Genomic DNA, 19,571 nt, shown 5'->3' with positions numbered 1-19,571 from the left:
GCGCGGACCGGGCGCTGGCGACACTGAAGAATAGGAGGCATCATTCACTCCGCCCTTCGAGCCCGCACCCATGAAATCCTGTCTGATTGTGATCGACGCCCAGGAATCGTTCCGGCAGCGCGCCTATTGGTCCGAAAGCGTTGCGCAGCCATATTTCGCCGCGCAGAACGCGCTGATCGAAGGCTGCTCGGCCGCCGGTGTCCCGATCGTTCGCATCTTCCATGTCGACGAACCCGCGATTGCAAGCCATCCCTTTGCGGTCGAGTCGGGCTTCGTGCGGCCGATCGAAGGCTTGGCACCGTTCGACGCCTCTGCCACCTTCACTAAGCACCGCCACAGCGCGCTGGTCAATAGCGGGTTGGACATTTGGCTCACGCGGCACGGCATCGGACGGTTGATCGTGAGCGGCATCCGCACCGAGCAATGCTGCGAAACGACCACGCGCCACGCCTCCGACCTGGGCTGGGAGGTCGACTACGTGACCGACGCCACGCTGACCTTCGACATGGTGCAGCCCGACGGCCGACCTCTCGCTGCGGCCGATATCAAGGATCGCACCGCGGCCGTGCTGGACGGCCGCTTTGCCAGCGTCTGCAGCGTGGCGCAGGCGCTGCAACGTGCCGGCGCCAAGACCAGCGAAAGCGTGGCGGCATGACCTTGCGCGTACGGATCCTCGCTTACGACGGCCTCGAGGCGCTCGACTTCGCCGGCCCGTTCGAAGTGTTCACCACCGCGAGCCGCGTCAGCCAGCGGATGAACTCCGGCGCACCAACCCCGTTCGAGGTGGCGTCCGTGGCGCTCGCGCGCAACGACCAGCCCGTGCAGGCGCGCGCCGGCCTGCGTCTGCTAGCAGACCATGACCTGGCCGCAAACCCGGACGCCGACTTGCTCATCGTGCCCGGCGGTGTGGTTGACGCGCCGCTTGCGAGCTCCGATACGCTGCGCTGGATCGCCGAATGCGCGGCCGGCGCGCAGCTCGTAGCCTCGGTCTGCACCGGCGTCTTCCTGCTTGCCAAAAGCGGCGTGGTCACGAACGAGACCGTCACCACCCATTGGGAAGACATCGCGGACTTGCGCGAGCAATTCCCCGCGCTGGATGTGCGCGAAGGCGAACGCTGGATCGACAGCGGCCGCGTGGTCAGTTCCGCGGGCATCAGCGCGGGGATCGACATGAGCCTGTACCTGGTTGAACGGCTGGCAGGGCGCGCGCTGGCCGAACGCACCGCGCGACAGATGGACTACGCATGGAACTCCGGCAGCAGCAACCCATCCGCGTAGTGTTCGTGCTGCTTCCGGGCAGCCTGGTGCTCGACTGGGCCGGGCCTGCCGAGGCATTGCGCATCGCGAACCAGCGGCTGTGCGCGGCGGGCCAGCCCGAGCGCTTTGAGATCGAATTCACCAGCCCGCGCCCTACGTCGATCGGTTCCGTGGGCGTCGTGCTGGCGGACCTCGCGCCCTTGCCGGCACAATGGAATGGCCCGGCCTGGATCGTGCTGGTCGGGCTGCCCGGCGACTCCATCCCGGTGGACAACGCCGAGACCCAGGATCTTCTGCACTGGCTGCGCGGGCAGCGCTTCGAGCGCGGCCGTCTCGAACTGGTCACGGTGTGCGCAGGCGCCCTGCTCGCCGCGCATGCCGGCGCACTCGCGGGCCGGCGCGTCACCACGCATCACCACCACCTGGACGAGCTGCGTGCGGTAGAGCCGCGCTGCGACGTGGTGGCCAACCGCGTGTTCGTCATCGATCCGCCGGTCTACAGCAGCGCCGGCGTCACGACCGGTATCGACCTGATGCTGCACCGCATCGCGGACGTATGCGGCGAACCCCTGGCAGCCCAAGTGGCGCAGACCATGGTGGTGGCGCAGCGGCGCGGTCCGCACGATCCGGAGTTGTCGCCCTTCCTTGCCTACCGCAACCACCTGCACGCCGGGCTGCACCGGGTGCAGGACGCCGTCAGCGAGCAGCCGCAAGCCGACTGGAGCGTGCCCCGTATGGCGGAAGTGGCCCACACCTCGGCACGACACCTCACGCGGCTCTTCGTCGAGCACGCGGGTGTGGCGCCGTTGGCCTACCTGCGGCGGCTGCGGCTCGCAGCGGCGCAGCTTGCGCTGGCCTCGGGTGCGAGCGTGACGCGGGCGGCGGAAATCTCAGGGTTCGGGTCGGACACGCAGCTGCGCCGCGCATGGCATCAGTTCGGACTGCCTGGCTCGCCGTCGGCATCCACTCAGCTGTTGAAAGCCTAGCGCGGCCGGCTCCGAGATCAGCGTTCCGGCAGGGTGCAGGCCCGCGCCCGCGCCAGCAGCAATGTCTTCTCGCGCGTGTTGCGCGTGAGCGCGGCGGCGCGGTCGAATTCCCTTCGCGCCTCGTCGCGCCGGCCGAGCTTGAAGAGCAGATCGCCGCGCACCGTCGACAGCAAGTGATAGCCCTGCAGCGCCGGCTCACCGACGAGTGCATCCACCACGTCGAGCCCGGCGGCAGGCCCAAAGGCCATCGAAAGTGCGACGGCGCGGTTCAGTTCGACGATGGGCGACGGCGACAGCTGTGCCAACGCGTCGTACAGCGCGGCGATGCGCGGCCAATCGGTTTCTTCCGCCGTGCGGGCACGGGCGTGGCAGGCGGCAATGGCGGCCTGCAGCGCATAGGGGCCGAGCGCGCCACCCAGCGCTTCGGCTCGCGCCAGCCCGGCCAGTCCACGGCGAATCAGCATCTGGTCCCAGCGCGCGCGGTTCTGCTCGAGCAGCAGCACCGGTTCGCCCGACGGACCCACGCGTGCGGCGGTGCGAGAGCCCTGGATTTCCATCAGCGCCACAAGGCCGTGCACCTCCGATGCGTCCGGCATCAGCTCCGCCACGATGCGGCCGAGGCGCATGGCTTCGTCGCAAAGCGCTGGCCGCATCCAGTCGTCGCCCGCGGTGGCCGAGTAGCCTTCGTTGAAGATCAGGTAGAGCACTTCGAGCACCGACGCAAGCCGGGCCTCGAGTTCATGCCGGCGCGGCACCTCGAAGGGCACGCGCGCTTCAAGCAGCGTGCGCTTGGCGCGAACGATGCGCTGCGCGACGGTGGCCTCCGGCACCAGGAAGGCGCGGGCGATTTCATCGGTCGTAAGGCCGCCCATCAGGCGCAGCGTGAGTGCCACGCGCGCCTCGGTCGAAAGCACCGGGTGACAGGCGGTGAACACCAGCCGCAGCAGGTCGTCGCCGATGTCGTCGTCGATGGCGGCATCCACCGCTTCGGCAAAATCGTCCTGCGCCATCTCGTGCTGCGCATCGAGCTCCCGGCCGATTTCGATGGCCTTGCGCTCGGCCAGCTGACCATGGCGCAGGCGGTCGAGCGCGCGGCGCTTGGCCACGGCGGTGAGCCAGGCTGCGGGGTTATCGGGCACGCCAGTTTCGGGCCATTGCTCTAGGGCTGAAACGAGCGCGTCCTGGGCCAGTTCTTCCGCCAAGCCGACGTCACGCACCATGCGCGCGACGGTGGCGATGATCTTCGCGGATTCGATGCGCCACACCGCCTCGATAGTGCGGTGGATGGAGGCCTCGTCGCGAGGCGCAGCGTTCATGCCTAAGTCTTCTTGACCGCCTGCATCGACGGCAATTCAGTGGTCAGGGCCTGCACCTCGGGCGGATAGTCGGCAATCTCCTGGATCTGCCGGACCTCGATGACTTCGTTCTCGCCGCCCGGGCAGCGCGTGGCCCATTCGATGGCGGCGGCACGCGAGGGCACGTCGATGATCCAGTAGCCGCCGAGCACTTCCTTGGCTTCGGCAAACGGGCCGTCCACCACCTTGGGCTCTCGGCCCGGAAAGCTCACGCGCGCGCCCATCGAGGGCGGGTGAAGGCCGTCGCAGCTGATCAGAATGCCGGCCTTCTGCATCGACTCGTTGTAGGCCATCATGGCCGCCACCGCATCGACGTCGTCGGGAATGGTGCCTGGCGCGGCCGTTTCGTAGCCGTGGGGAATCATCAGCAGCATGAATCGCATGGTGGTCTCCTCGAGCTTCGGCCTGTCAGCTGCCGGCCTTGGTGCGGGACTCGGACTCCGCGCGCAGGCGCTCCTCCTGCGCCAGCAGTTCAGGCGTCATCGAATCGCCGAAATCGGAGGCTTCGAACACCTGGCGGATCTCGATCTCGCCCTCCTGGAACGGGCTGCGCTTGATCCATTCGATGGCTTCTTCCTTCGACTTGACCTGCAACAGCCAGAAGCCCGCAAGCAGTTCCTTCGTCTCGGCAAAGGGGCCGTCGATGACGGTGCGCTTCAGCCCTTCGCAGCGCACGCGCGCGCCCCTGGACGACGGGTGCAGACCTTCGCCAGCCAGCAGCACGCCGGCCTTGACCAGTTCCTCGTTGAACTTGCCCATGGCGGTGAGCACTTCGGTGCTGGGCATCACGCCGGCTTCGGAATCTTTATTGGCCTTGACCAGAACCATGAATCGCATGTCGTATCTCCTGAAGGTTGATGAGGTTCGAGAGCCGCAAAAAAAGCGTGCTCCTGTTCACACGTCGGACGAGCGAAGGTCGGATCGACACGCGCGCGCCAATCCAGTTGTAACTATTTGAAACTCAAGGCAGATAACCGCAGAAGCGCAGGATGTGCCCATCCGGTTCTCGGATGGCGAATTCGCGCAGGCCCCAGGGCTGGGAGGCCGGCGGCTCGACCACCGTCACGCCGCGCTTGACGTAGGCGGCGTGCAGGCCGTCCACATCCTTGCCCACGTGGATGACGATTTCGCCGCGCCAGGGCGGCGTGCCGCGCGTGTTGCACTGCCACAACCGCAGGTAGACCGGATCGCCGTAGCTGCGGTCGCCCTTCTTGACGCGTGCATAGCTGGGTGGTTCGCCCGCGATGAAATCGAGCTCGAAGCCCAGCACGTCGCGGAACCAGCGCGCGGCGCGCGTGACGTCGGACACCGGCAGCACCGGCTGCATGCCATGAAATTCGTGCAGCGTGCCGAGATCGGTCGCCGCGGCCGCGCCGTCCCGGGCGTTCATCGCGTCAGTTGGCCGTGCGCCGCAACGCGGCCACGCGCTCGGCAATGGCGTCGACGTCGAGCGCGTCTTCGGCATGGGCCAGGTAAGTTTCGAGGTCGCGCACCGCAGCTGCGGTGTTGCCCTGCTCTGCATGCGCGATGCCCCGGTCGCGGTATTCGCCCCAGGCGGTTGGCAGCAGCGCAATCAGGCGGTCTTGCACGGCGATGGCACGCTGCCAGTCTTCCTGGGCGCGGTGCACTTCCTTCAGGTTGCGCAGCATGCGGCCGATGATTTCGCGCGAACTGGCCGGCTGCAGGTAGAGCCCGAGCGGCACGTCGAACTCGCCCACCAGCCCGTTGCTGCGCTTGTAAGGTTCGAGCCGCTCGCCCAGTTCTTCGCGCGAGAGCGATTTGCCGGTGAAGGGGTCGATGACCACCTGCCCCTTCGGCAGCGTGACCTTGAGCATGAAGTGACCCGGAAAGCCGACGCCGCGCGCCTGCAGCCCCAGGCCCTGCGCCAGCTCCATCCACAGCACCGCCAGCGAGATCGGAATTCCGCGGCGCGTGCGCAAGACGGCGTTCAGGTAGCTGTTGTCGGGGTCATAGTAGTCGTTGACGTTGCCGCCGAAGTTCAGATCGTTGAAGAAGAACTGGTTGAGCGCGCGCAGCCGGGCCAGCGGCGCAGCATCGGCCGGGAGCCGGCGCTTGAGGCGCGCCAACAGCTGGTCGACGTCGCCGAGCACCTGCTGCACGTCCAGGTCGGGGTATTCGTCTTGCGCAATGCTGGCGGCAGCCTCGAGCAGCGGAAAGTGATCGTCGCTCTGCACCAGCGATTCGAAATACGCGAGCGCGGTGGGAACCTGAAAGCTGAACGTCATATGTCTTTGTAGAGGAGCATTCGGGGAGCGTCAAGGCGGTGTTTTCAGCTTGCACAATTTGAAAACAACGCCGTTGCCCAAGCCCCGACCGGGCAACGTCGCGGGGCGCTATCGGCGCATGAAACTGCGCAGCCGAACGCCCACGGCGGCCAGCACGGCGAAATACAGCAGCCCCGCCCCCGCGATGAGCGCCGCCAGCAGACCGATGCGCTGGAGCCTGTGGGCGCTCAGGCCGATCCAGTCGAAATAGTACGAGCCCCAGGCGAGCAAGGCGGCCAGCACCAGTGTGCCCGCCGCCACCTGCAGGATGAACTTGCCCCAGCCCGGTTCGGGCTTGTAGCTGCCGCGGCGGATCAGCCCGGCCAGGAGCCAGAGGGCATTGACCACCGCACCGATGGCAATGGTCAGCGTGAGCGCGGCATGCTGCAGCACCGGTACCAGGAAAATATTGAGCACCTGGATCAGCACCAGCACGGAGACGGCAATGATCACCGGTGTGCGCATGTCGTGCCGGGCGTAGTAGCCCGGCGCCAGCACCTTGATGGCCACGATGCCCACCAGCCCGACGCCGTAGCCCATCAGCGCCAGCGTGGTGCGCTTCACGTCTTCGTCGCCGTAGGCGCCGTTGTGGAACAGCACGGCCACCAGCGGCTGCGAGAACAGCAGGAGCGCAATGGCACAGGGCGCCGAGAGCAGCACCACCAGCCGAAGCCCCCAGTCGAGCAAGGCCGAGTAGCGCTCGTCGTCCTTGGCGGCGCGGGCGCCGGCCAACTGGGGCATCAGCACCACGCCCAGCGCCACTCCCAGCATGGCGGTAGGAAACTCCATCAGCCGGTCGGCATTGACCACCCAGGTCACGCTACCCGTGGCCAGGTGCGAAGCGATCTGCGTGTTGATCAGCAGCGAAATCTGCGCCACGCTGACACCCAGCAGCGCGGGCAGCATCAGGCTCATGACCTTGCGCGTGGTGGGATCGGTCCAGGCGGTGCGCAGCGCCGTCCAGCTGGCACCGATACGCGGCATGAGGCCCAGGGCACGCAGGGCCGGCACCTGCAGCGCCAGCTGCAGCACCCCGCCGACCAGCACGCCGGCGCACTGGGCATAGATGGGCTCGATGCCGTAGCGCCTGAACAGCGGCGCGCCCACCACGATGGCAAGGATCAGCGAAAGGTTCAGCAAGACCGGCGAAGCGGCCGGCACCGCGAACTTGCGCCAGGTATTGAGCACGCCGCCCGCCAGCGCCACCAGCGACATGAAGCCGATGTACGGGAACATCCAACGCGTCATGACCACGGCCGCGTCGAAACCGGCCAGCCCGCTGGCCATGGCCCACACCATCCAGGGTGCGCCGACCACCCCGGCCACGCACAGGGCCACCAGCGCCCAGGTGAGCAGCGTGGCGACGTGGTCGATCAGCGCCTTGGCACCCTCCTCGCCGGCCTCGGTCTTGCGAGCAGCCAGCACCGGCACGAAGGCCTGGCTGAAGGCACCCTCGCCGAAAACACGCCGGAAGAGGTTGGGAATGCGGAACGCGACGTTGAAGGCGTCGGTCAGGGCGCTGACGCCAAATACCGAGGCAAAGAGCACGTCGCGCACGAGGCCCGTGATCCGCGATGCAAGCGTCAAGAGGGAAACGGTGGAAGCGGATTTGAGCAGGGACACGGGGCGAGTGTAGGGCCCGTCAAGCCCCGATTCGGCGAAAAAGCCAACCCGGCCTATAATGGAGGGCTTTGCTGCATCATCCTCAGACACCTAAGGAACTAAATCATGGCATCCGCCAAGCCCAAGAAAAAGAACCCGCGCCTCGCCTCCGGCCGTAAGCGCGTCCGCCAGGACACCAAGCTCAACGCTGCGAACACCTCGCTGCGCTCCAAATACCGCACCGCCGTGAAGAATGTCGAAAAGGCCGTCCTGGCCGGCGACAAGACCAAGGCCAGCGAACTCTTCGCGAAGGCCCAGAGCATCGTCGACACCGTCGCCGACAAGGGCATCTTCCACAAGAACAAGGCCGCTCGCGACAAGAGCCGCCTGTCGGCGAAGGTCAAGGCCCTCGCCCTCGCGCCTGAAAAGGCAGCCGCCTGACACCTGTCAGGCAAGCCCGGATCGGAATTCTCCGATCCGCCGTTTGATCGGGGTGCGCTGCAGCAAAGTGTAAAAAACCGCCTTCGGGCGGTTTTTTCATGTCCGATCGCTTCCTGAGACTGGAAGCGCTGGCTCAGGTTTTGAGTGGTGCGACCGGCGCGTCGGGGACCAGGCAGGCTTCGGCCACCTGCAAGTCGTTGTCCCGCGCGAAGTTGACGCAGAAATCCCAGGCCATGGGCTCGGCATCGCGCAAGGCACGGTTCACGACCACGCACTTGACCCCGTTGAGGGTCGTCGGAACGCACCAGGGCGAATAGCTCAAATGGCTCCCCGGATACGCGCCGCCGGGCCGAAAAGAGCACATCACGCCGGCCAGCCGCTCGGCCCAGTCGCTCGGTCGAAAAGTCCGGCCATCATGAGTGATGCCCTGGATGAAGATTTCTTTGGCAGTGGGGGAAATCATCGTTGAATCAGGCGCCCGGAGCGGGTGCTGCGGTGCAACAAGCGATTCTATCCGGCCCGCTTTTGCCTCTCGGACCGCGGGCATTGCTGTGATGCGGAATCCTCAATGAAGCCGCCATGGCGCACGCCTAGAATCCGCGGTTCCCTTTCTGGAGAACCCGAATGAGCGCTACCGCCCAGCCCACCTCGCCCCACGTCATGAACACCTACGGTCGCCTGCCGATCGCGCTGTCGCACGGCCAGGGCTGCCGAGTCTGGGACACCACGGGCAAGGCGTACCTCGACGGCCTCGGCGGCATTGCGGTGAACACCCTGGGCCACAACCACCCCGAGCTGGTGCCCGCGCTGCAGGACCAGATCAGCAAGCTGATCCACAGCTCCAACTATTACCACGTGCCCGGGCAGGAACAGCTGGCCACCAAGCTGACCGAGCTGTCGGGCCTGACCAACGCCTTTTTCTGCTGCACGGGCCTGGAAGCCAATGAAGCCGCCCTGAAGCTGGCGCGCAAGTTCGGCCATGACAAGGGCATCGAGCGACCCGAAATCGTGGTGTACGAAGCCGCGTTCCATGGCCGCAGCATTGCGACCCTGTCGGCCACCGGCAACCCGAAGGTTCAGGCCGGCTTCGGCCCGCTGGTCGAGGGCTTCATCCGCGTGCCGCTGAACGACATCGAAGCGCTCAAGAAAGCCACCGAGGGCAACCCGAACGTGGTGGCGGTGTTCTTCGAAACCATCCAGGGCGAAGGCGGCATCAATCCGATGCGCTGGGAATATCTGAAGCAGGTGCGCGCCCTGTGCGACGCCCGCGACTGGCTCATGATGATCGACGAAGTGCAATGCGGCATGGGCCGCACCGGCAAGTGGTTCGCGCACCAGTGGGCCGGTATCAAACCCGACGTGATGCCGCTGGCCAAGGGCCTGGGCTCGGGCGTGCCGATCGGCGCCGTGGTGGCTGGCCCCAAGGCCGCCAACATCTTCGGCCCTGGCAACCATGGCACCACCTTCGGCGGCAATCCGCTGGCCATGCGCGCCGGCATCGAGACCATCCGCATCATGGAAGAGCACAAGCTGCTCGAGAACGCCGCCACGGTGGGCGAGCACCTCAAGAGCGCGCTGGAACGCGAAATCGGCGGCCTCCCAGGCGTGACGGAAATCCGAGGCCAGGGTCTGATGCTGGGCATCGAGCTCGACCGGCCCTGCGGCGTGATCCTGAACCGCGCCTGCGACGCCGGCCTGCTGCTGAGCGTCACGGCCGACAAGGTGATCCGGCTCGTGCCGCCGCTCATCCTGAGCATTGCCGAGGCCGACGAGATCGTCGCCATCCTCGCGCCCCTGGTGAAAACCTTTCTGTCGGAGCCCGTAGCGCAATGACGACCGCCACCACGCCCAACGCCATTCGCCACTACCTGCAGTTCTCGGACTTCACGGCCGACGAATACGCCTACCTCTTCGATCGCATGGCGATCATCAAGAAGAAGTTCAAGACCTACGAAAAGCACCAGCCGCTGACCGACCGTACGCTGGCCATGATCTTCGAGAAGGCCAGCACGCGCACCCGCGTGAGCTTCGAGGCCGGCATGTACCAGCTGGGCGGCAGCGTGGTGCACCTGACCACCGGCGACAGCCAGCTCGGCCGCGCCGAGCCCATCGAGGACAGCGCCAAGGTCATCAGCCGCATGGTCGACCTGGTGATGATTCGCACCTACGAGCAGACCAAGATCGACACCTTCGCCGCCCATTCGCGCGTGCCGGTGATCAACGGCCTGACCAACGAGTTCCACCCCTGCCAGATCCTCGCGGACATCTTCACCTACATCGAGCATCGCGGCTCGATCCAGGGCAAGACCGTGGCCTGGGTAGGTGACGGCAACAACATGGCCAACACCTGGCTGCAGGCCAGCGAGATCCTGGGCTTCAAGGTGCACGTGAGCACGCCCAGCGGCTACGAGGTCGACCAGTCGGTGGCCGGCCTGCGCTCGGCCGACAGCTACCAGGTCTTCAAGGACCCGATGGAAGCCTGCCGCGGCGCCGACCTCGTCACCACCGACGTCTGGACCAGCATGGGCTACGAGTCCGAGAACGAGGCGCGACGCAAGGCTTTCGCCGACTGGTGCGTCGATGAAGACATGATGCGCATCGCCCAGCCCGACGCACTCTTCATGCACTGCCTGCCCGCGCATCGCGGCGAGGAAGTGCAGGCCGAGGTCATCGACGGCCCGCAGTCGGTGGTGTGGGACGAAGCCGAGAACCGGCTCCATGCGCAGAAGGCGCTGATGGAGTTCCTGCTCCTGGGCAGGCTCTGAATTCCTGAAGGCGCGGCCGCGTGTCCGATTGCCAGCAATGCGGCGCCTGCTGCGCCAGCTACCGCGTCGACTTCAGCGTGCATGAGCTCGACGACAACGGCGGGCGCGTGCCCTCGGGCCTCGCGGTCGAGGTGAACGATGCGCTTTGCCGCATGCGCGGCACCGACCACACGCCGATGCGCTGCGCGGCGCTCACCGGCAAGATCGGCCACGCCGTCGCCTGCGGCATCTACGAATGGCGCCCCAACCCATGCCACGAGCTGCAGGCCGGCAGCGACGCCTGCGAGCGGGCGCGCTCGCGGCACGGGCTGCCGCCGCTGGCTCACTGACCCCGGTTCATCTCGTCACGCATGGTGTTGGAAATAACCGACACCACGACCCCTTGCCGGGCGCTAACTTCGCGCCATGGCTTCCACACATCCTCAACGCATCTGGGACATTTCGCCGCCCGTGCATGAAGGCACGCCGGTGTTTCCCGGCGACACGCCCTACCAGCAGCGGTGGGCTGCGACCATTTCGCCGGAATGCCCAGTCAACGTCAGCGAGATCAAGCTCTCGCCGCATGTCGGCGCGCATGCCGATGCGCCCTTGCACTACGACCCCGAAGGCCAGACCATCGGCCTGGTGGACCTGGCACCCTTCATCGGCCCTTGCCGAGTGATCCATGCGATTGCCAAGGGCCAGCTGATCGAGTGGGAGCACATCGCGCATGCCATCACCAGCCAGCTGCCGCCGCGCGTGCTGGTGCGCACCTACAGCGCCATGCCCATCGACCGCTGGGACCCGCAGCTCGCGGCCTACGCACCGGCCACCATCGAGCGCCTGGCGGCCATGGGCGTGAAGCTCATCGGCATCGACACCGCCAGCATCGACCCGGCCGACAGCAAGACGCTGGAAAGCCACCAGCGCATCCGCCGCCTCGACCTGCGCGTGCTCGAAAACCTTGTGCTCGATGAGGTGCCCGAGGGCGACTACGAACTCATCGCGCTGCCGCTGAAGCTGGTCAGCGCCGATGCCTCCCCCGTACGCGCGGTGCTGCGCGAACTTTCACTGAACCCGACCCATGACGACTCTTGAAGACTGCCGCGCGCTCGACGCGCAAGACCCGCTGCGCGCGCTGCGCGATCAATTCACACTGCCGGAAGGCGTGATCTACCTGGACGGCAATTCGCTCGGCGTGCTGCCCAAGGCCGCGCCGGCGCGCATTGCCGAAGTCGTCACCCAGGAATGGGGCCAGGGCCTCATCCGCTCATGGAACACCGCAAGCTGGTTCGACTTGCCGCAGCGCCTGGGCGACAAGGTGGCGCGGCTGATCGGCGCAGCGCCGGGTGAAGTGGTGTGCACTGACAGCACTTCCGTGAATCTCTACAAGGTGCTGTTCGCAGCGCTTTCGCAGCAAAAGGACACCGGACGCAAGCTAGTGGTGAGCGAGCGCAGCAACTTCCCGACCGACCTCTACATCGCCGAGTCCCTTTGCCGCGAACGCGGTTTCACGCTCAAGCTGATCGAGGCGGGCGAACTGCCCGCCGTACTGAACGATGAGGTTGCCGTGCTGATGCTCACGCACGTCAATTACCGCACCGGCGCCATGCACGACATGAAGGCCATCACCGCCGCGGCGCATGCCGCTGGGGCGCTGACCGTATGGGACCTGGCGCACAGCGCTGGCGCCGTGCCTGTAGCGCTCAACCACAGCAATGCCGACTACGCCATCGGCTGCGGCTATAAATACCTGAACGGCGGGCCGGGCGCACCTGCCTTCGCATGGGTTCATACGCGGCATGCGGGCAAATTCGAGCAGCCCCTGTCGGGCTGGTGGGGCCACGCGGCGCCGTTCGAGTTCACGCCGCACTATCGGCCCGCACCGGGCGTGGGCCGCTACCTCTGCGGCACGCAGCCGATCATCGCTTTGGCCGGATTGGAATGCGGCCTGGACACTGTGCTTTCCGCCGAAGCATTCGACAAGGATCAAGGCGCCATGGCCGCACTGCGCGCCAAGTCGCTCGCGCTCACCGACCTCTTCATCGAACTCGTCGAAGAGCGCTGCGCGGGCCAGGGCCTGTCGCTGGTCACGCCGCGCGAACACGCGCAGCGCGGCTCGCAGGTGTGCCTGAGCCGCGGTGAAGGCGCCTACGCCATCGTGCAGGCGCTGATCGCACGCGGCGTGATTGGCGACTACCGCGCCGGCGATTCGCAGATGCCCGACATCCTGCGCTTTGGCTTCACGCCGCTTTACATCGGCTTCGAGGACGTGTGGAACTCCGTCGAGCACCTGGTGCAGGTGCTCGAATCCGGCGAGTGGAAGCGCGAAGAATTCAACCGCAAGAACGCAGTGACCTGAGCAGCACCTACCCATGAAACACCGATTGACCGCCCTCTTTGCATCGCTCCTGATGCTGGCCGCACCGGCCTTTGCACAGCAGGCCAGTTTCACGCTGGAGCAACTCAAAGCCTTCGCCGCGCTCACGCCCGATGCCTTCCGCCAGCAGGTCAAGGCCCGGGGCTTCTCCTACGTCGACAGGACGGTGACCGACCAGGTCAGCATGATCGAATACGACAAGATGGTCGATGACGAGACCGTCCGCCTCATGAAGTCCACCTATGTCGAAAGCCGCGCCAGCGAGAACAGCGTCGAGCTCTCGCTGACCGACAAGGCCGCTTTCGACCGGCTGGTCAAGGAGGTTCGCGCCGCAGGCTATGCCCCTGCCGAAAAGGGCCGCATTCCCGGCGGTGAGACCTACCAGGACTACAAGCGCAAGACCGATGTCGTGCGATTCGTCTACCCCCGGAAAGACTCGATTCCGGGTCGCCCCTCCTACACCGCCGTGGTCTCGCGATGACCGGCCAGCAAACATCATGAGCACCGAAAAAATCGTTCACGAAGAGAAGGCGCAGCTCGATTTCAGCAAGTCGATGAGCTACGGCGACTACCTGCACCTCGACGAAATCCTCAACGCGCAGCATCCGCTTTCGCCGGCGCACGACGAGATGCTGTTCATCGTGCAGCACCAGACCAGCGAACTCTGGATGAAGCTCATGCTGCATGAGCTGCGGGCCGCCACGCGCTGCATTGCGGAAGAAAAACTTGCCGACGCCTTCAAGATGCTCGCGCGCGTGAGCCGGATCATGGAACAGCTGGTGAGCGCATGGACCGTGCTCTCGACCATGACGCCGCCCGAGTACACGGCAATGCGCCCCTACCTTGCCAATTCCAGCGGCTTCCAGAGCGCGCAATATCGCTGCATCGAGTTTGCGCTGGGCAACAAGAACGCCGCCATGCTCAAGCCGCATGCGCACCGGGTCGATCTGCTGGCGCAGGTGGACGTGGCCTACCGGTCGCCTTCGCTCTATGACGAATCGCTGAAGCTGCTTGCGCGCCGTGGCCTTCCGGTGCCCGCCGACCACCTGGAGCGCGACTGGACCCAGCCCTACGAGGCCAGCGATGGCGTCGAGGCGGCGTGGCTCATCGTCTATCGCAACCCGCATGACCACTGGGAGCTTTACCAGCTCGGCGAAAAACTCACCGACCTCGAAGACGCCTTTCGTCTCTGGCGCTTTCGCCATGTGACCACGGTCGAGCGCGTGATCGGTTTCAAGCGCGGCACCGGCGGCACGGGCGGCGTGAGCTACTTGCGCAAGATGCTCGACGTGGTGCTGTTCCCCGAAATCTGGAAGCTGCGCACCGATCTTTGATGCGGCTTGTTGCCTCGTTTGCACAAAGCGCTACATTGACAACAACGGAGGCACTGCCAATGAACGATGTCCAGTTCTCGCTCGAAGAGCTTGCAACCCTGCGCGAACATGGCGTGGTCCTGTTCGCGGATCGCGTGATCTTCGATGCGCAACCACCGATGGCCGAGCCGCGCATCGCTGCGATCGAAGCGCAGTGCGCGGGGCCGATTCCAGAGGCGCTGTCCGCGCTGTGGCGGCAAACGGCCGGCGGCCGGCTCGACTACGACCTGTCGCTGCTGATGAACGGCAACGTGGAATCCATCAGCTGGTCGGAGCTGTTCTGGGACGGCAGCGACGGCTACCGCGATCTGCAGGGCTGGATCGGGCATGAACAGGAGTTGGCCGCAGAGGCCGCCGAAGATGAAAGCCGCCCCTGGAGCGGCAAGCTCACGCATCTGCCCTTCGGCGGCTTCGAGTACCTCGACCGCGTCTACGCGGTGGTCGAGCCCGGCCCCCAGCACGGGCACATCACCGCATGGAAACAAGGACTGCCGCCGGCCTGGACGCATGCGCTGCACGAAGACGGCGTGAGCACCATCGCACCCGACCTGCGCGGCGCCTTTGCGGCCCTGCACCTCGACGAAAACCCGCTCACGCCCACTAGCGACTATTTCTCGGGCCAGGCCCTGCTCCAGTACCTCGACGACAGGCACCAGGACCACGGCCTGGATCTCGACTTGATGGACAAGCTGGTGGCCTTCTATTGCCGCGCCGTGATCGACTGGCGCACGCCGCTGGCGGATGGAACGCTGCGCAGATTGCCGGCGACGGCACGTGCGGCGCTGCACCATGCATTGGCTACCGACGACGCGGACCTGGTGGCCGAACTCGCGGCCGCGGGCGTTAGCTTCGACGGCCCGCAGCAAGGCAGCGCACTGGCCACCGACGTGGCCATCGGCAAGGACGCCTTCGCCGCGGCCATGGCGCTGGTGCGCGCGGGTGCGCCGGTGGCAGCCGACGCCTTGCGCAACATCGACGGCCAGATTTCGCCCGAACTCACGAGCGCACTGCTCGCCAATGGAGCGGAGCCCAGCGTGGCGGCCATCGTGAATTGCGCGGCTTGCGGCGCACCGGCAAGCGCGCACCTGATCGCCGATGCCTGCGCGCAGGCCGGCATCGACGTGCAGCCCGCGTTCGCTGCCGAACGCGATGCGATGCTGGCCGAACTCGAGGCCACGCTGCTCGAAGTTCGCGATGGCTCCCACGGCCACTACCTCGGTGCCGAAGGATTGGCCGAACGCATCGAGCACCTGCGGGCGTTCAGGCTCTGAGCCCCCGGCGCGGCCATCAGCCGCCGTAGAGCCAGGGCTGGTCCAGCAGCCGCGCCCCCAGCGCGCGCATCGCAACGTCGCGGCCCAAACGCATGGGGCCGGTGGCATGAAAGACCTGCCCGTTGCGGCGAGCCCTTGCCTGCACCATGGCGTTGCGCTGCCAGCGTGCCTCGGCATAGCGGGCAAAGGCGGCCGGCACCTCGGCCGCCCCGCCTTCGCCCAGCGCTTCGGCCAAGGCCACCGCGTCCTCGATGGCCATGCCCGCGCCCTGCGCGAGGTAGGGCACCATCGGATGCGCGGCATCGCCCACCAACGCGACGCGCTCGTAGGCCATGTCGGCTGCTGAACTCAGCGGAGCGCGATCGCTGAGCGTCCAGGCGCGCCAGCCGGGCATGGCTTCGAGCAAGGCCTGCAGGTCGCCGCCGCTGCGGCCCGTGGCCTGCTGCAGCGCGGCAAGACTGCTGGCCTGGTCCCAATCGCGCGCATCGCCAGCGGGCGCGGATTCGGCAATGACCACCACGTTGAGCCACGCACCGCCGCGCACCGGGTAGGCCACCGCATGCAGGCGCGGACCGAGCCACACGTCGATCCGTTGGCGACGCAGCGCCTGCGGCAAGTCGGCCTGGGCGACGATTCCGCGCCATGCTGTGTGGCCCGTGACGCGGGGTGGCTCGGCCGCCGATGGCGAATCAAGCCGTTGCCGGGCCACGCTCCAGAGACCGTCAGCACCGACCAGCGCCTCACCCTCCCAGGCCCGCGCGCCGCTGCTCGAGACACACACCAGTTCGTCGTCGGCTTCAACCTGCGCGATGTGTGCATCAGTCACTAGGGTGCCAATGCCGCGCGCGCGCACGGCGTCGAGCAGCAGCGAATGCAGATCGGCGCGATGCACGCAAAGATAAGGGGCGCCATAACGCTGGCGCATGGCATCGCCCAGCGGCAGGCGGGCCAGCTCGGCGCCGCTGCCGGCACTCTGGACCACCAATGCCTCGGGACATGCGGCAACGGCCGCAAGGCCATCAGCCAGGCCCAATTGGTGGAGACGCCGCGTGACGTTGGGCCCAATCTGGATGCCGGCGCCAATTTCGCCAAACGCGGCCGCCTGCTCGAAGACGTCGACTCGGTGCCGACCGCCGGAGAGCGCCAGCGCGCTGGCAAGCCCCCCGATGCCGCCCCCGACGACGAGGATGTGTGCGGGCATCGGCCTCAGCGGCTGTGCGTGGACAGCGCGCCGCGGCCGGCTTCTTTGGAGGACTCCTTCTTGTCGGCTGCCTTGGGGCCACAGCTGCCACAGCTGTCGCAGGAGCCGCAGCCCGAAGTCTTGGCCAGCGAGGCGGCCAGTTGGTCGGCGCGCTCCTGGTCGACCAGCCCGGCACGGTGCGTACCTGATGCGAGCTTGCGCGCCGCGCTGCGCCGCCAGCCCGCGGGCATCCAGCGCCAGACCGCGTAGAACGCGGCGGCCGCGACGATCAACCCGACGATCAGTTGCTGTGTCATTTCTTCTTCAAGCCTTTCATTGCAGGTTTTAACCTGCTCCGAGCGCCACCGCGACGCGGTAGGTGATGAAGCATGCCGCATAGGCGAGGCCGAACAGGTAGCCCGCCATGATCCACACGTAGCGCCATGATCCGGTCTCGCGCTTTACGGCGGCCAGCGTCGAGATGCACTGCGGCGCAAACACGTACCAGACCAGCAGCGACAACGCGGTGGCGAGCGACCAGCTGCCCGCGATCAGTGGCTCGAGCTGCCCCGCCACGTCGTCGCCGCTGGCCGAGAGCGCATACACCGTGCCGAGCGCGCCCACCGCCACTTCGCGCGCCGCCATGCCCGGCACCAGCGCGATGGAGATCTGCCAGTTGAAACCGATGGGCGCAAAGATGTGTTCGAGCCCGCGGCCGATCATGCCGGCCAGGCTGTACTGGATGGCGGGCCCCGTGGCGCCTTCGGGCGGCGACGGAAAAGTCGACAGGAACCACAGCAGGATGGTAAGCGTGAGGATGATCGTGCCCACGCGCTGGAGGAAGATCCAGGCTCGTTCATACAAACCCACAGCAAGGTTGCGAAGACTGGGCCAGCGGTAGGCCGGCAGCTCCATCATCAGCGGCGAATGCTGCTTGTTGTCGCGGAAGCGCTTCATCACCCAAGCCACCGCCATCGCCGAGACGATGCCGAAGACATATAGCGCGAACAGCACCACGCCCTGCAGGTTGAACACGCCGCCCACGGTGCGCGCCGGAATGAACGCCGCGATCAGCAGCGCATAGACCGGCAGGCGCGCCGAGCAGGTCATGAGCGGCGCAATCATGATGGTGGTGATGCGGTCGCGCCAGTTGCTGATGGTGCGCGTGGCCATCACGCCCGGAATGGCACAGGCAAAGCTCGACAGCAGCGGAATGAAGGAGCGGCCCGAAAGCCCCACGGTGCCCATCACGCGGTCGAGCAGGAATGCGGCACGCGGCAGGTAGCCCGAATCTTCGAGCGCCAGGATGAACAGGAACAGGATCAGGATCTGCGGCAGGAACACAATCACGCCGCCCACGCCGGCAATGACGCCATCGACCAGCAGGCTTTGCAGCATGCCTTCGGGCATGTGGTCCTTCAGCAGGTTGCCAAGCCCCTCGGTGCCGGCCTTGATGGCGTCCATCGGCACGTTGGCCCAGCTGAACACCGCCTGGAACATCAGGAACATCGTGACCGCGAGCACCAGCATGCCCCAAACCGGGTGCATCACCACGCGATCGATGCGGTCGCTGGTGGCCAGGCTGCCGACCGGCTCGCGCACAGCGATGCCGAGGATGCGGCGCACTTCGCGCTGCGTGGCCAGCACGTCGTCGAGCCCCGGCGCCTGCCAGGCCTGCTGCGGCGCGGCGGCGGCCACCGGCGCATCGAGCGCCTCGAGCAGGCCCTGTGCGCCGCCCGAATGCACGCCGACCGTCTCGACGACCGGCACGCCCAGTTCGCGCGATAGCACGGCCGTGTCGACGGCAATGCCCTGCTTCTTCGCCATGTCGGTCATGTTGAGCGCCACCACCATCGGCAGCCCGAGGCGCTTGGCCTCGAGTACAAGCCGCAGGTTGAGCCGCAGGTTGGTGGCGTCGGTCACGCACACCAGCAGGTCGGGCAACGGCTCGCTGCTCTTGCCGGTGACCACGTCGCGCGTCACGGCTTCGTCCGCGCTGAGCGCGTTGAGGCTGTAGGCGCCCGGCAGGTCGAGCACGAACACGCGGCGGCCCGATGCGGTGCGCAGCAGGCCTTCCTTGCGCTCTACCGTCACACCGGCGTAGTTGGCCACCTTCTGGCGGCTGCCGGTGAGCAGGTTGAAGAGCGCCGTCTTGCCGCAGTTGGGGTTGCCCAGCAGTGCAATGCGCCCCGGCTGTGCCGTGGCGGCAAGGCGTCCCGGCCCCTGGATGACCGCCTCAACCATGGCGTGCGCCCTCCGGCACGCCCGGTGTCACATGGATCAACGCGGCCTCGTGGCGGCGCAACGCAAAAGTGGTGTGGCCCAGCCGCACCGCCAATGGCTCGCGCCCCGGAAGGCCGCTGGCGACGATGCGCACTGCTTCGCCGGGCACGAAGCCGATCTCGGTCAGGCGCAGTGCCAACTCTTGCCCCTCGGCATCGGCCGACCGCGCGACGTCCAACACCGTCGCCCACTGATGGCTGGGCAATTCGTCGAGACGGATAGAGACAGGGGTAGCGGCCACGGAAAGAGGGATGGTCATGCGGGTTGGAACTCGTTCATCTCAGCAATGAGAACAATTATCATTGAAACGGACTCATCCCTGGTCTCGGTGGGCCATCACTGCCCGCCCGAGGGTCGGCGGCACTAAATCCCGCCGATTCGTGCACTCCTGCACAGCGCTGTGCTGGCACGGCC

The 19,571-nt window shown here is 66.6% G+C and carries 23 protein-coding genes; 12 read left to right on the top strand and 11 right to left on the bottom strand.

The features are described from left to right. Nucleotides 1–70 precede the first annotated feature (70 nt). The 3 genes from J2X92_RS22025 to J2X92_RS22015 are packed head-to-tail and all read left to right on the top strand — an operon-like array spanning nt 71 to nt 2,243. On the top strand, nt 71–655 hold the full coding sequence (locus J2X92_RS22025; protein WP_307578725.1) for a cysteine hydrolase family protein: 585 nt from the start codon (nt 71–73) through the stop codon (nt 653–655). Then, nucleotides 652–1,278: a DJ-1/PfpI family protein gene (locus tag J2X92_RS22020; RefSeq protein WP_307578723.1), complete on the top strand. Its 627-nt coding sequence runs from the start codon at nt 652–654 to the stop codon at nt 1,276–1,278. The genes J2X92_RS22025 and J2X92_RS22020 overlap by 4 nt, the downstream gene beginning before the upstream one ends. Then, on the top strand, nt 1,245–2,243 hold the full coding sequence (locus tag J2X92_RS22015) for a GlxA family transcriptional regulator (protein WP_307578721.1): 999 nt from the start codon (nt 1,245–1,247) through the stop codon (nt 2,241–2,243). The genes J2X92_RS22020 and J2X92_RS22015 overlap by 34 nt, the downstream gene beginning before the upstream one ends. 17 nt (nt 2,244–2,260) lie before the next feature. On the opposite strand, the gene J2X92_RS22010 is transcribed toward J2X92_RS22015, so the two are convergent. From J2X92_RS22010 to murJ, 6 genes are all read right to left on the bottom strand, one after another. Next, entirely contained in the window at nt 2,261–3,559 is a 1,299-nt protein-coding gene (locus tag J2X92_RS22010) for an RNA polymerase sigma factor (protein WP_307578719.1), read from the bottom strand. Between the two features lie 2 nt (nt 3,560–3,561). Continuing rightward, nucleotides 3,562–3,981 carry a YciI family protein gene (locus J2X92_RS22005; protein ID WP_307578717.1) on the bottom strand — a complete coding sequence of 140 codons (420 nt, stop codon included), beginning with the start codon at nt 3,979–3,981 and terminating at the stop codon, nt 3,562–3,564. 25 nt (nt 3,982–4,006) lie between these two features. Beyond that, nucleotides 4,007–4,435, bottom strand: a complete 429-nt coding sequence (locus J2X92_RS22000; RefSeq protein ID WP_307578715.1) for a YciI family protein — start codon at nt 4,433–4,435, stop codon at nt 4,007–4,009. Nucleotides 4,436–4,559: 124 nt separating this feature from the next. Beyond that, nucleotides 4,560–4,988: a bleomycin resistance protein gene (locus J2X92_RS21995; RefSeq protein ID WP_307578714.1), complete on the bottom strand. Its 429-nt coding sequence runs from the start codon at nt 4,986–4,988 to the stop codon at nt 4,560–4,562. Between the two features lie 4 nt (nt 4,989–4,992). Then, nucleotides 4,993–5,844 carry a SirB1 family protein gene (locus J2X92_RS21990; RefSeq protein ID WP_307578713.1) on the bottom strand — a complete coding sequence of 284 codons (852 nt, stop codon included), beginning with the start codon at nt 5,842–5,844 and terminating at the stop codon, nt 4,993–4,995. A gap of 108 nt (nt 5,845–5,952) precedes the next feature. Beyond that, nucleotides 5,953–7,506 carry a murein biosynthesis integral membrane protein MurJ gene (gene murJ, locus J2X92_RS21985; protein WP_307578711.1) on the bottom strand — a complete coding sequence of 518 codons (1,554 nt, stop codon included), beginning with the start codon at nt 7,504–7,506 and terminating at the stop codon, nt 5,953–5,955. A gap of 105 nt (nt 7,507–7,611) precedes the next feature. Here murJ and rpsT point away from each other — a divergent pair, with 105 nt between their 5' ends. Further along, complete coding sequence (gene rpsT, locus J2X92_RS21980; protein ID WP_007831346.1) at nt 7,612–7,926, top strand: 30S ribosomal protein S20; 315 nt, start codon at nt 7,612–7,614, stop codon at nt 7,924–7,926. Nucleotides 7,927–8,059: 133 nt separating this feature from the next. On the opposite strand, the gene J2X92_RS21975 is transcribed toward rpsT, so the two are convergent. Next, the gene (locus tag J2X92_RS21975; protein WP_055799599.1) at nt 8,060–8,389 is read right to left on the bottom strand and encodes a DUF3579 domain-containing protein; all 330 of its coding nucleotides are present in this window, start codon (nt 8,387–8,389) and stop codon (nt 8,060–8,062) included. A 161-nt stretch (nt 8,390–8,550) separates the two neighbouring features. Between J2X92_RS21975 and J2X92_RS21970 the strand changes: the two genes are divergently transcribed. The 8 genes from J2X92_RS21970 to J2X92_RS21935 all read left to right on the top strand — a co-directional run bounded on the left by J2X92_RS21970 (nt 8,551) and on the right by J2X92_RS21935 (nt 15,694). After that, the gene (locus J2X92_RS21970; protein WP_307578709.1) at nt 8,551–9,759 is read left to right on the top strand and encodes an aspartate aminotransferase family protein; all 1,209 of its coding nucleotides are present in this window, start codon (nt 8,551–8,553) and stop codon (nt 9,757–9,759) included. Further along, entirely contained in the window at nt 9,756–10,691 is a 936-nt protein-coding gene (gene argF / locus J2X92_RS21965) for an ornithine carbamoyltransferase (RefSeq protein WP_055799605.1), read from the top strand. Before J2X92_RS21970 ends, argF begins: the two co-directional genes overlap by 4 nt. A gap of 20 nt (nt 10,692–10,711) precedes the next feature. Next, nucleotides 10,712–11,020 (top strand): YkgJ family cysteine cluster protein, encoded by a 309-nt coding sequence (locus J2X92_RS21960; RefSeq protein ID WP_307578707.1) that lies wholly within the window; start codon nt 10,712–10,714, stop codon nt 11,018–11,020. A gap of 76 nt (nt 11,021–11,096) precedes the next feature. Beyond that, nucleotides 11,097–11,768, top strand: a complete 672-nt coding sequence (gene kynB / locus J2X92_RS21955; protein ID WP_307578705.1) for an arylformamidase — start codon at nt 11,097–11,099, stop codon at nt 11,766–11,768. Beyond that, nucleotides 11,755–13,032, top strand: coding sequence for a kynureninase (gene kynU / locus J2X92_RS21950; RefSeq protein ID WP_307578703.1), 1,278 nt, complete (start codon nt 11,755–11,757; stop codon nt 13,030–13,032). Before kynB ends, kynU begins: the two co-directional genes overlap by 14 nt. 13 nt (nt 13,033–13,045) lie before the next feature. Beyond that, nucleotides 13,046–13,531 (top strand): hypothetical protein, encoded by a 486-nt coding sequence (locus tag J2X92_RS21945; RefSeq protein WP_307578701.1) that lies wholly within the window; start codon nt 13,046–13,048, stop codon nt 13,529–13,531. Nucleotides 13,532–13,547: 16 nt separating this feature from the next. Beyond that, nucleotides 13,548–14,384, top strand: a complete 837-nt coding sequence (kynA, locus tag J2X92_RS21940) for a tryptophan 2,3-dioxygenase (protein ID WP_307578700.1) — start codon at nt 13,548–13,550, stop codon at nt 14,382–14,384. A 59-nt stretch (nt 14,385–14,443) separates the two neighbouring features. Beyond that, the gene (locus J2X92_RS21935) at nt 14,444–15,694 is read left to right on the top strand and encodes an SMI1/KNR4 family protein (RefSeq protein ID WP_307578698.1); all 1,251 of its coding nucleotides are present in this window, start codon (nt 14,444–14,446) and stop codon (nt 15,692–15,694) included. 16 nt (nt 15,695–15,710) lie between these two features. Here J2X92_RS21935 and J2X92_RS21930 read toward each other — a convergent pair whose 3' ends face one another. Genes J2X92_RS21930 through J2X92_RS21915 form a run of 4 tightly spaced genes read right to left on the bottom strand, consistent with a single transcriptional unit; the run spans nt 15,711 to nt 19,416 of the window. Then, the gene (locus J2X92_RS21930; protein WP_307578696.1) at nt 15,711–16,895 is read right to left on the bottom strand and encodes an FAD-dependent monooxygenase; all 1,185 of its coding nucleotides are present in this window, start codon (nt 16,893–16,895) and stop codon (nt 15,711–15,713) included. A gap of 5 nt (nt 16,896–16,900) precedes the next feature. Next, nucleotides 16,901–17,191: a DUF6587 family protein gene (locus J2X92_RS21925; RefSeq protein ID WP_307578694.1), complete on the bottom strand. Its 291-nt coding sequence runs from the start codon at nt 17,189–17,191 to the stop codon at nt 16,901–16,903. Between the two features lie 28 nt (nt 17,192–17,219). After that, nucleotides 17,220–19,118: a ferrous iron transporter B gene (gene feoB / locus J2X92_RS21920; RefSeq protein WP_307578692.1), complete on the bottom strand. Its 1,899-nt coding sequence runs from the start codon at nt 19,116–19,118 to the stop codon at nt 17,220–17,222. Beyond that, on the bottom strand, nt 19,111–19,416 hold the full coding sequence (locus tag J2X92_RS21915) for a FeoA family protein (RefSeq protein WP_307578690.1): 306 nt from the start codon (nt 19,414–19,416) through the stop codon (nt 19,111–19,113). The genes feoB and J2X92_RS21915 overlap by 8 nt, the downstream gene beginning before the upstream one ends. Nucleotides 19,417–19,571: the final 155 nt, after the last annotated feature.

Source organism: Variovorax paradoxus (assembly GCF_030811855.1).
Taxonomy (GTDB): Bacteria; Pseudomonadota; Gammaproteobacteria; order Burkholderiales; family Burkholderiaceae_C; genus Variovorax; species Variovorax paradoxus_L.
This window is presented reverse-complemented; position numbering and strand designations above follow the sequence as displayed.

What these genes read in the sequence shown, in the direction of transcription:
- J2X92_RS21915 (WP_307578690.1), bottom strand. Translation starts at nt 19,416, where the DNA reads ATGACCATCCCTCTTTCCGTGGCCGCTACCCCTGTCTCTATCCGTCTC.
- J2X92_RS21935 (WP_307578698.1), top strand. Translation starts at nt 14,444, where the DNA reads ATGAACGATGTCCAGTTCTCGCTCGAAGAGCTTGCAACCCTGCGCGAA.
- J2X92_RS21970 (WP_307578709.1), top strand. Translation starts at nt 8,551, where the DNA reads ATGAGCGCTACCGCCCAGCCCACCTCGCCCCACGTCATGAACACCTAC.
- J2X92_RS21995 (WP_307578714.1), bottom strand. Translation starts at nt 4,988, where the DNA reads ATGAACGCCCGGGACGGCGCGGCCGCGGCGACCGATCTCGGCACGCTG.
- J2X92_RS21945 (WP_307578701.1), top strand. Translation starts at nt 13,046, where the DNA reads ATGAAACACCGATTGACCGCCCTCTTTGCATCGCTCCTGATGCTGGCC.
- J2X92_RS21990 (WP_307578713.1), bottom strand. Translation starts at nt 5,844, where the DNA reads ATGACGTTCAGCTTTCAGGTTCCCACCGCGCTCGCGTATTTCGAATCG.
- kynB (WP_307578705.1), top strand. Translation starts at nt 11,097, where the DNA reads ATGGCTTCCACACATCCTCAACGCATCTGGGACATTTCGCCGCCCGTG.
- J2X92_RS21925 (WP_307578694.1), bottom strand. Translation starts at nt 17,191, where the DNA reads ATGACACAGCAACTGATCGTCGGGTTGATCGTCGCGGCCGCCGCGTTC.
- J2X92_RS22005 (WP_307578717.1), bottom strand. Translation starts at nt 3,981, where the DNA reads ATGCGATTCATGCTGCTGATGATTCCCCACGGCTACGAAACGGCCGCG.
- J2X92_RS21975 (WP_055799599.1), bottom strand. Translation starts at nt 8,389, where the DNA reads ATGATTTCCCCCACTGCCAAAGAAATCTTCATCCAGGGCATCACTCAT.
- J2X92_RS22015 (WP_307578721.1), top strand. Translation starts at nt 1,245, where the DNA reads ATGGAACTCCGGCAGCAGCAACCCATCCGCGTAGTGTTCGTGCTGCTT.
- feoB (WP_307578692.1), bottom strand. Translation starts at nt 19,118, where the DNA reads ATGGTTGAGGCGGTCATCCAGGGGCCGGGACGCCTTGCCGCCACGGCA.
- J2X92_RS21930 (WP_307578696.1), bottom strand. Translation starts at nt 16,895, where the DNA reads ATGCCCGCACACATCCTCGTCGTCGGGGGCGGCATCGGGGGGCTTGCC.
- J2X92_RS22010 (WP_307578719.1), bottom strand. Translation starts at nt 3,559, where the DNA reads ATGAACGCTGCGCCTCGCGACGAGGCCTCCATCCACCGCACTATCGAG.
- kynA (WP_307578700.1), top strand. Translation starts at nt 13,548, where the DNA reads ATGAGCACCGAAAAAATCGTTCACGAAGAGAAGGCGCAGCTCGATTTC.
- argF (WP_055799605.1), top strand. Translation starts at nt 9,756, where the DNA reads ATGACGACCGCCACCACGCCCAACGCCATTCGCCACTACCTGCAGTTC.
- rpsT (WP_007831346.1), top strand. Translation starts at nt 7,612, where the DNA reads ATGGCATCCGCCAAGCCCAAGAAAAAGAACCCGCGCCTCGCCTCCGGC.
- kynU (WP_307578703.1), top strand. Translation starts at nt 11,755, where the DNA reads ATGACGACTCTTGAAGACTGCCGCGCGCTCGACGCGCAAGACCCGCTG.
- J2X92_RS22020 (WP_307578723.1), top strand. Translation starts at nt 652, where the DNA reads ATGACCTTGCGCGTACGGATCCTCGCTTACGACGGCCTCGAGGCGCTC.
- J2X92_RS22025 (WP_307578725.1), top strand. Translation starts at nt 71, where the DNA reads ATGAAATCCTGTCTGATTGTGATCGACGCCCAGGAATCGTTCCGGCAG.
- J2X92_RS22000 (WP_307578715.1), bottom strand. Translation starts at nt 4,435, where the DNA reads ATGCGATTCATGGTTCTGGTCAAGGCCAATAAAGATTCCGAAGCCGGC.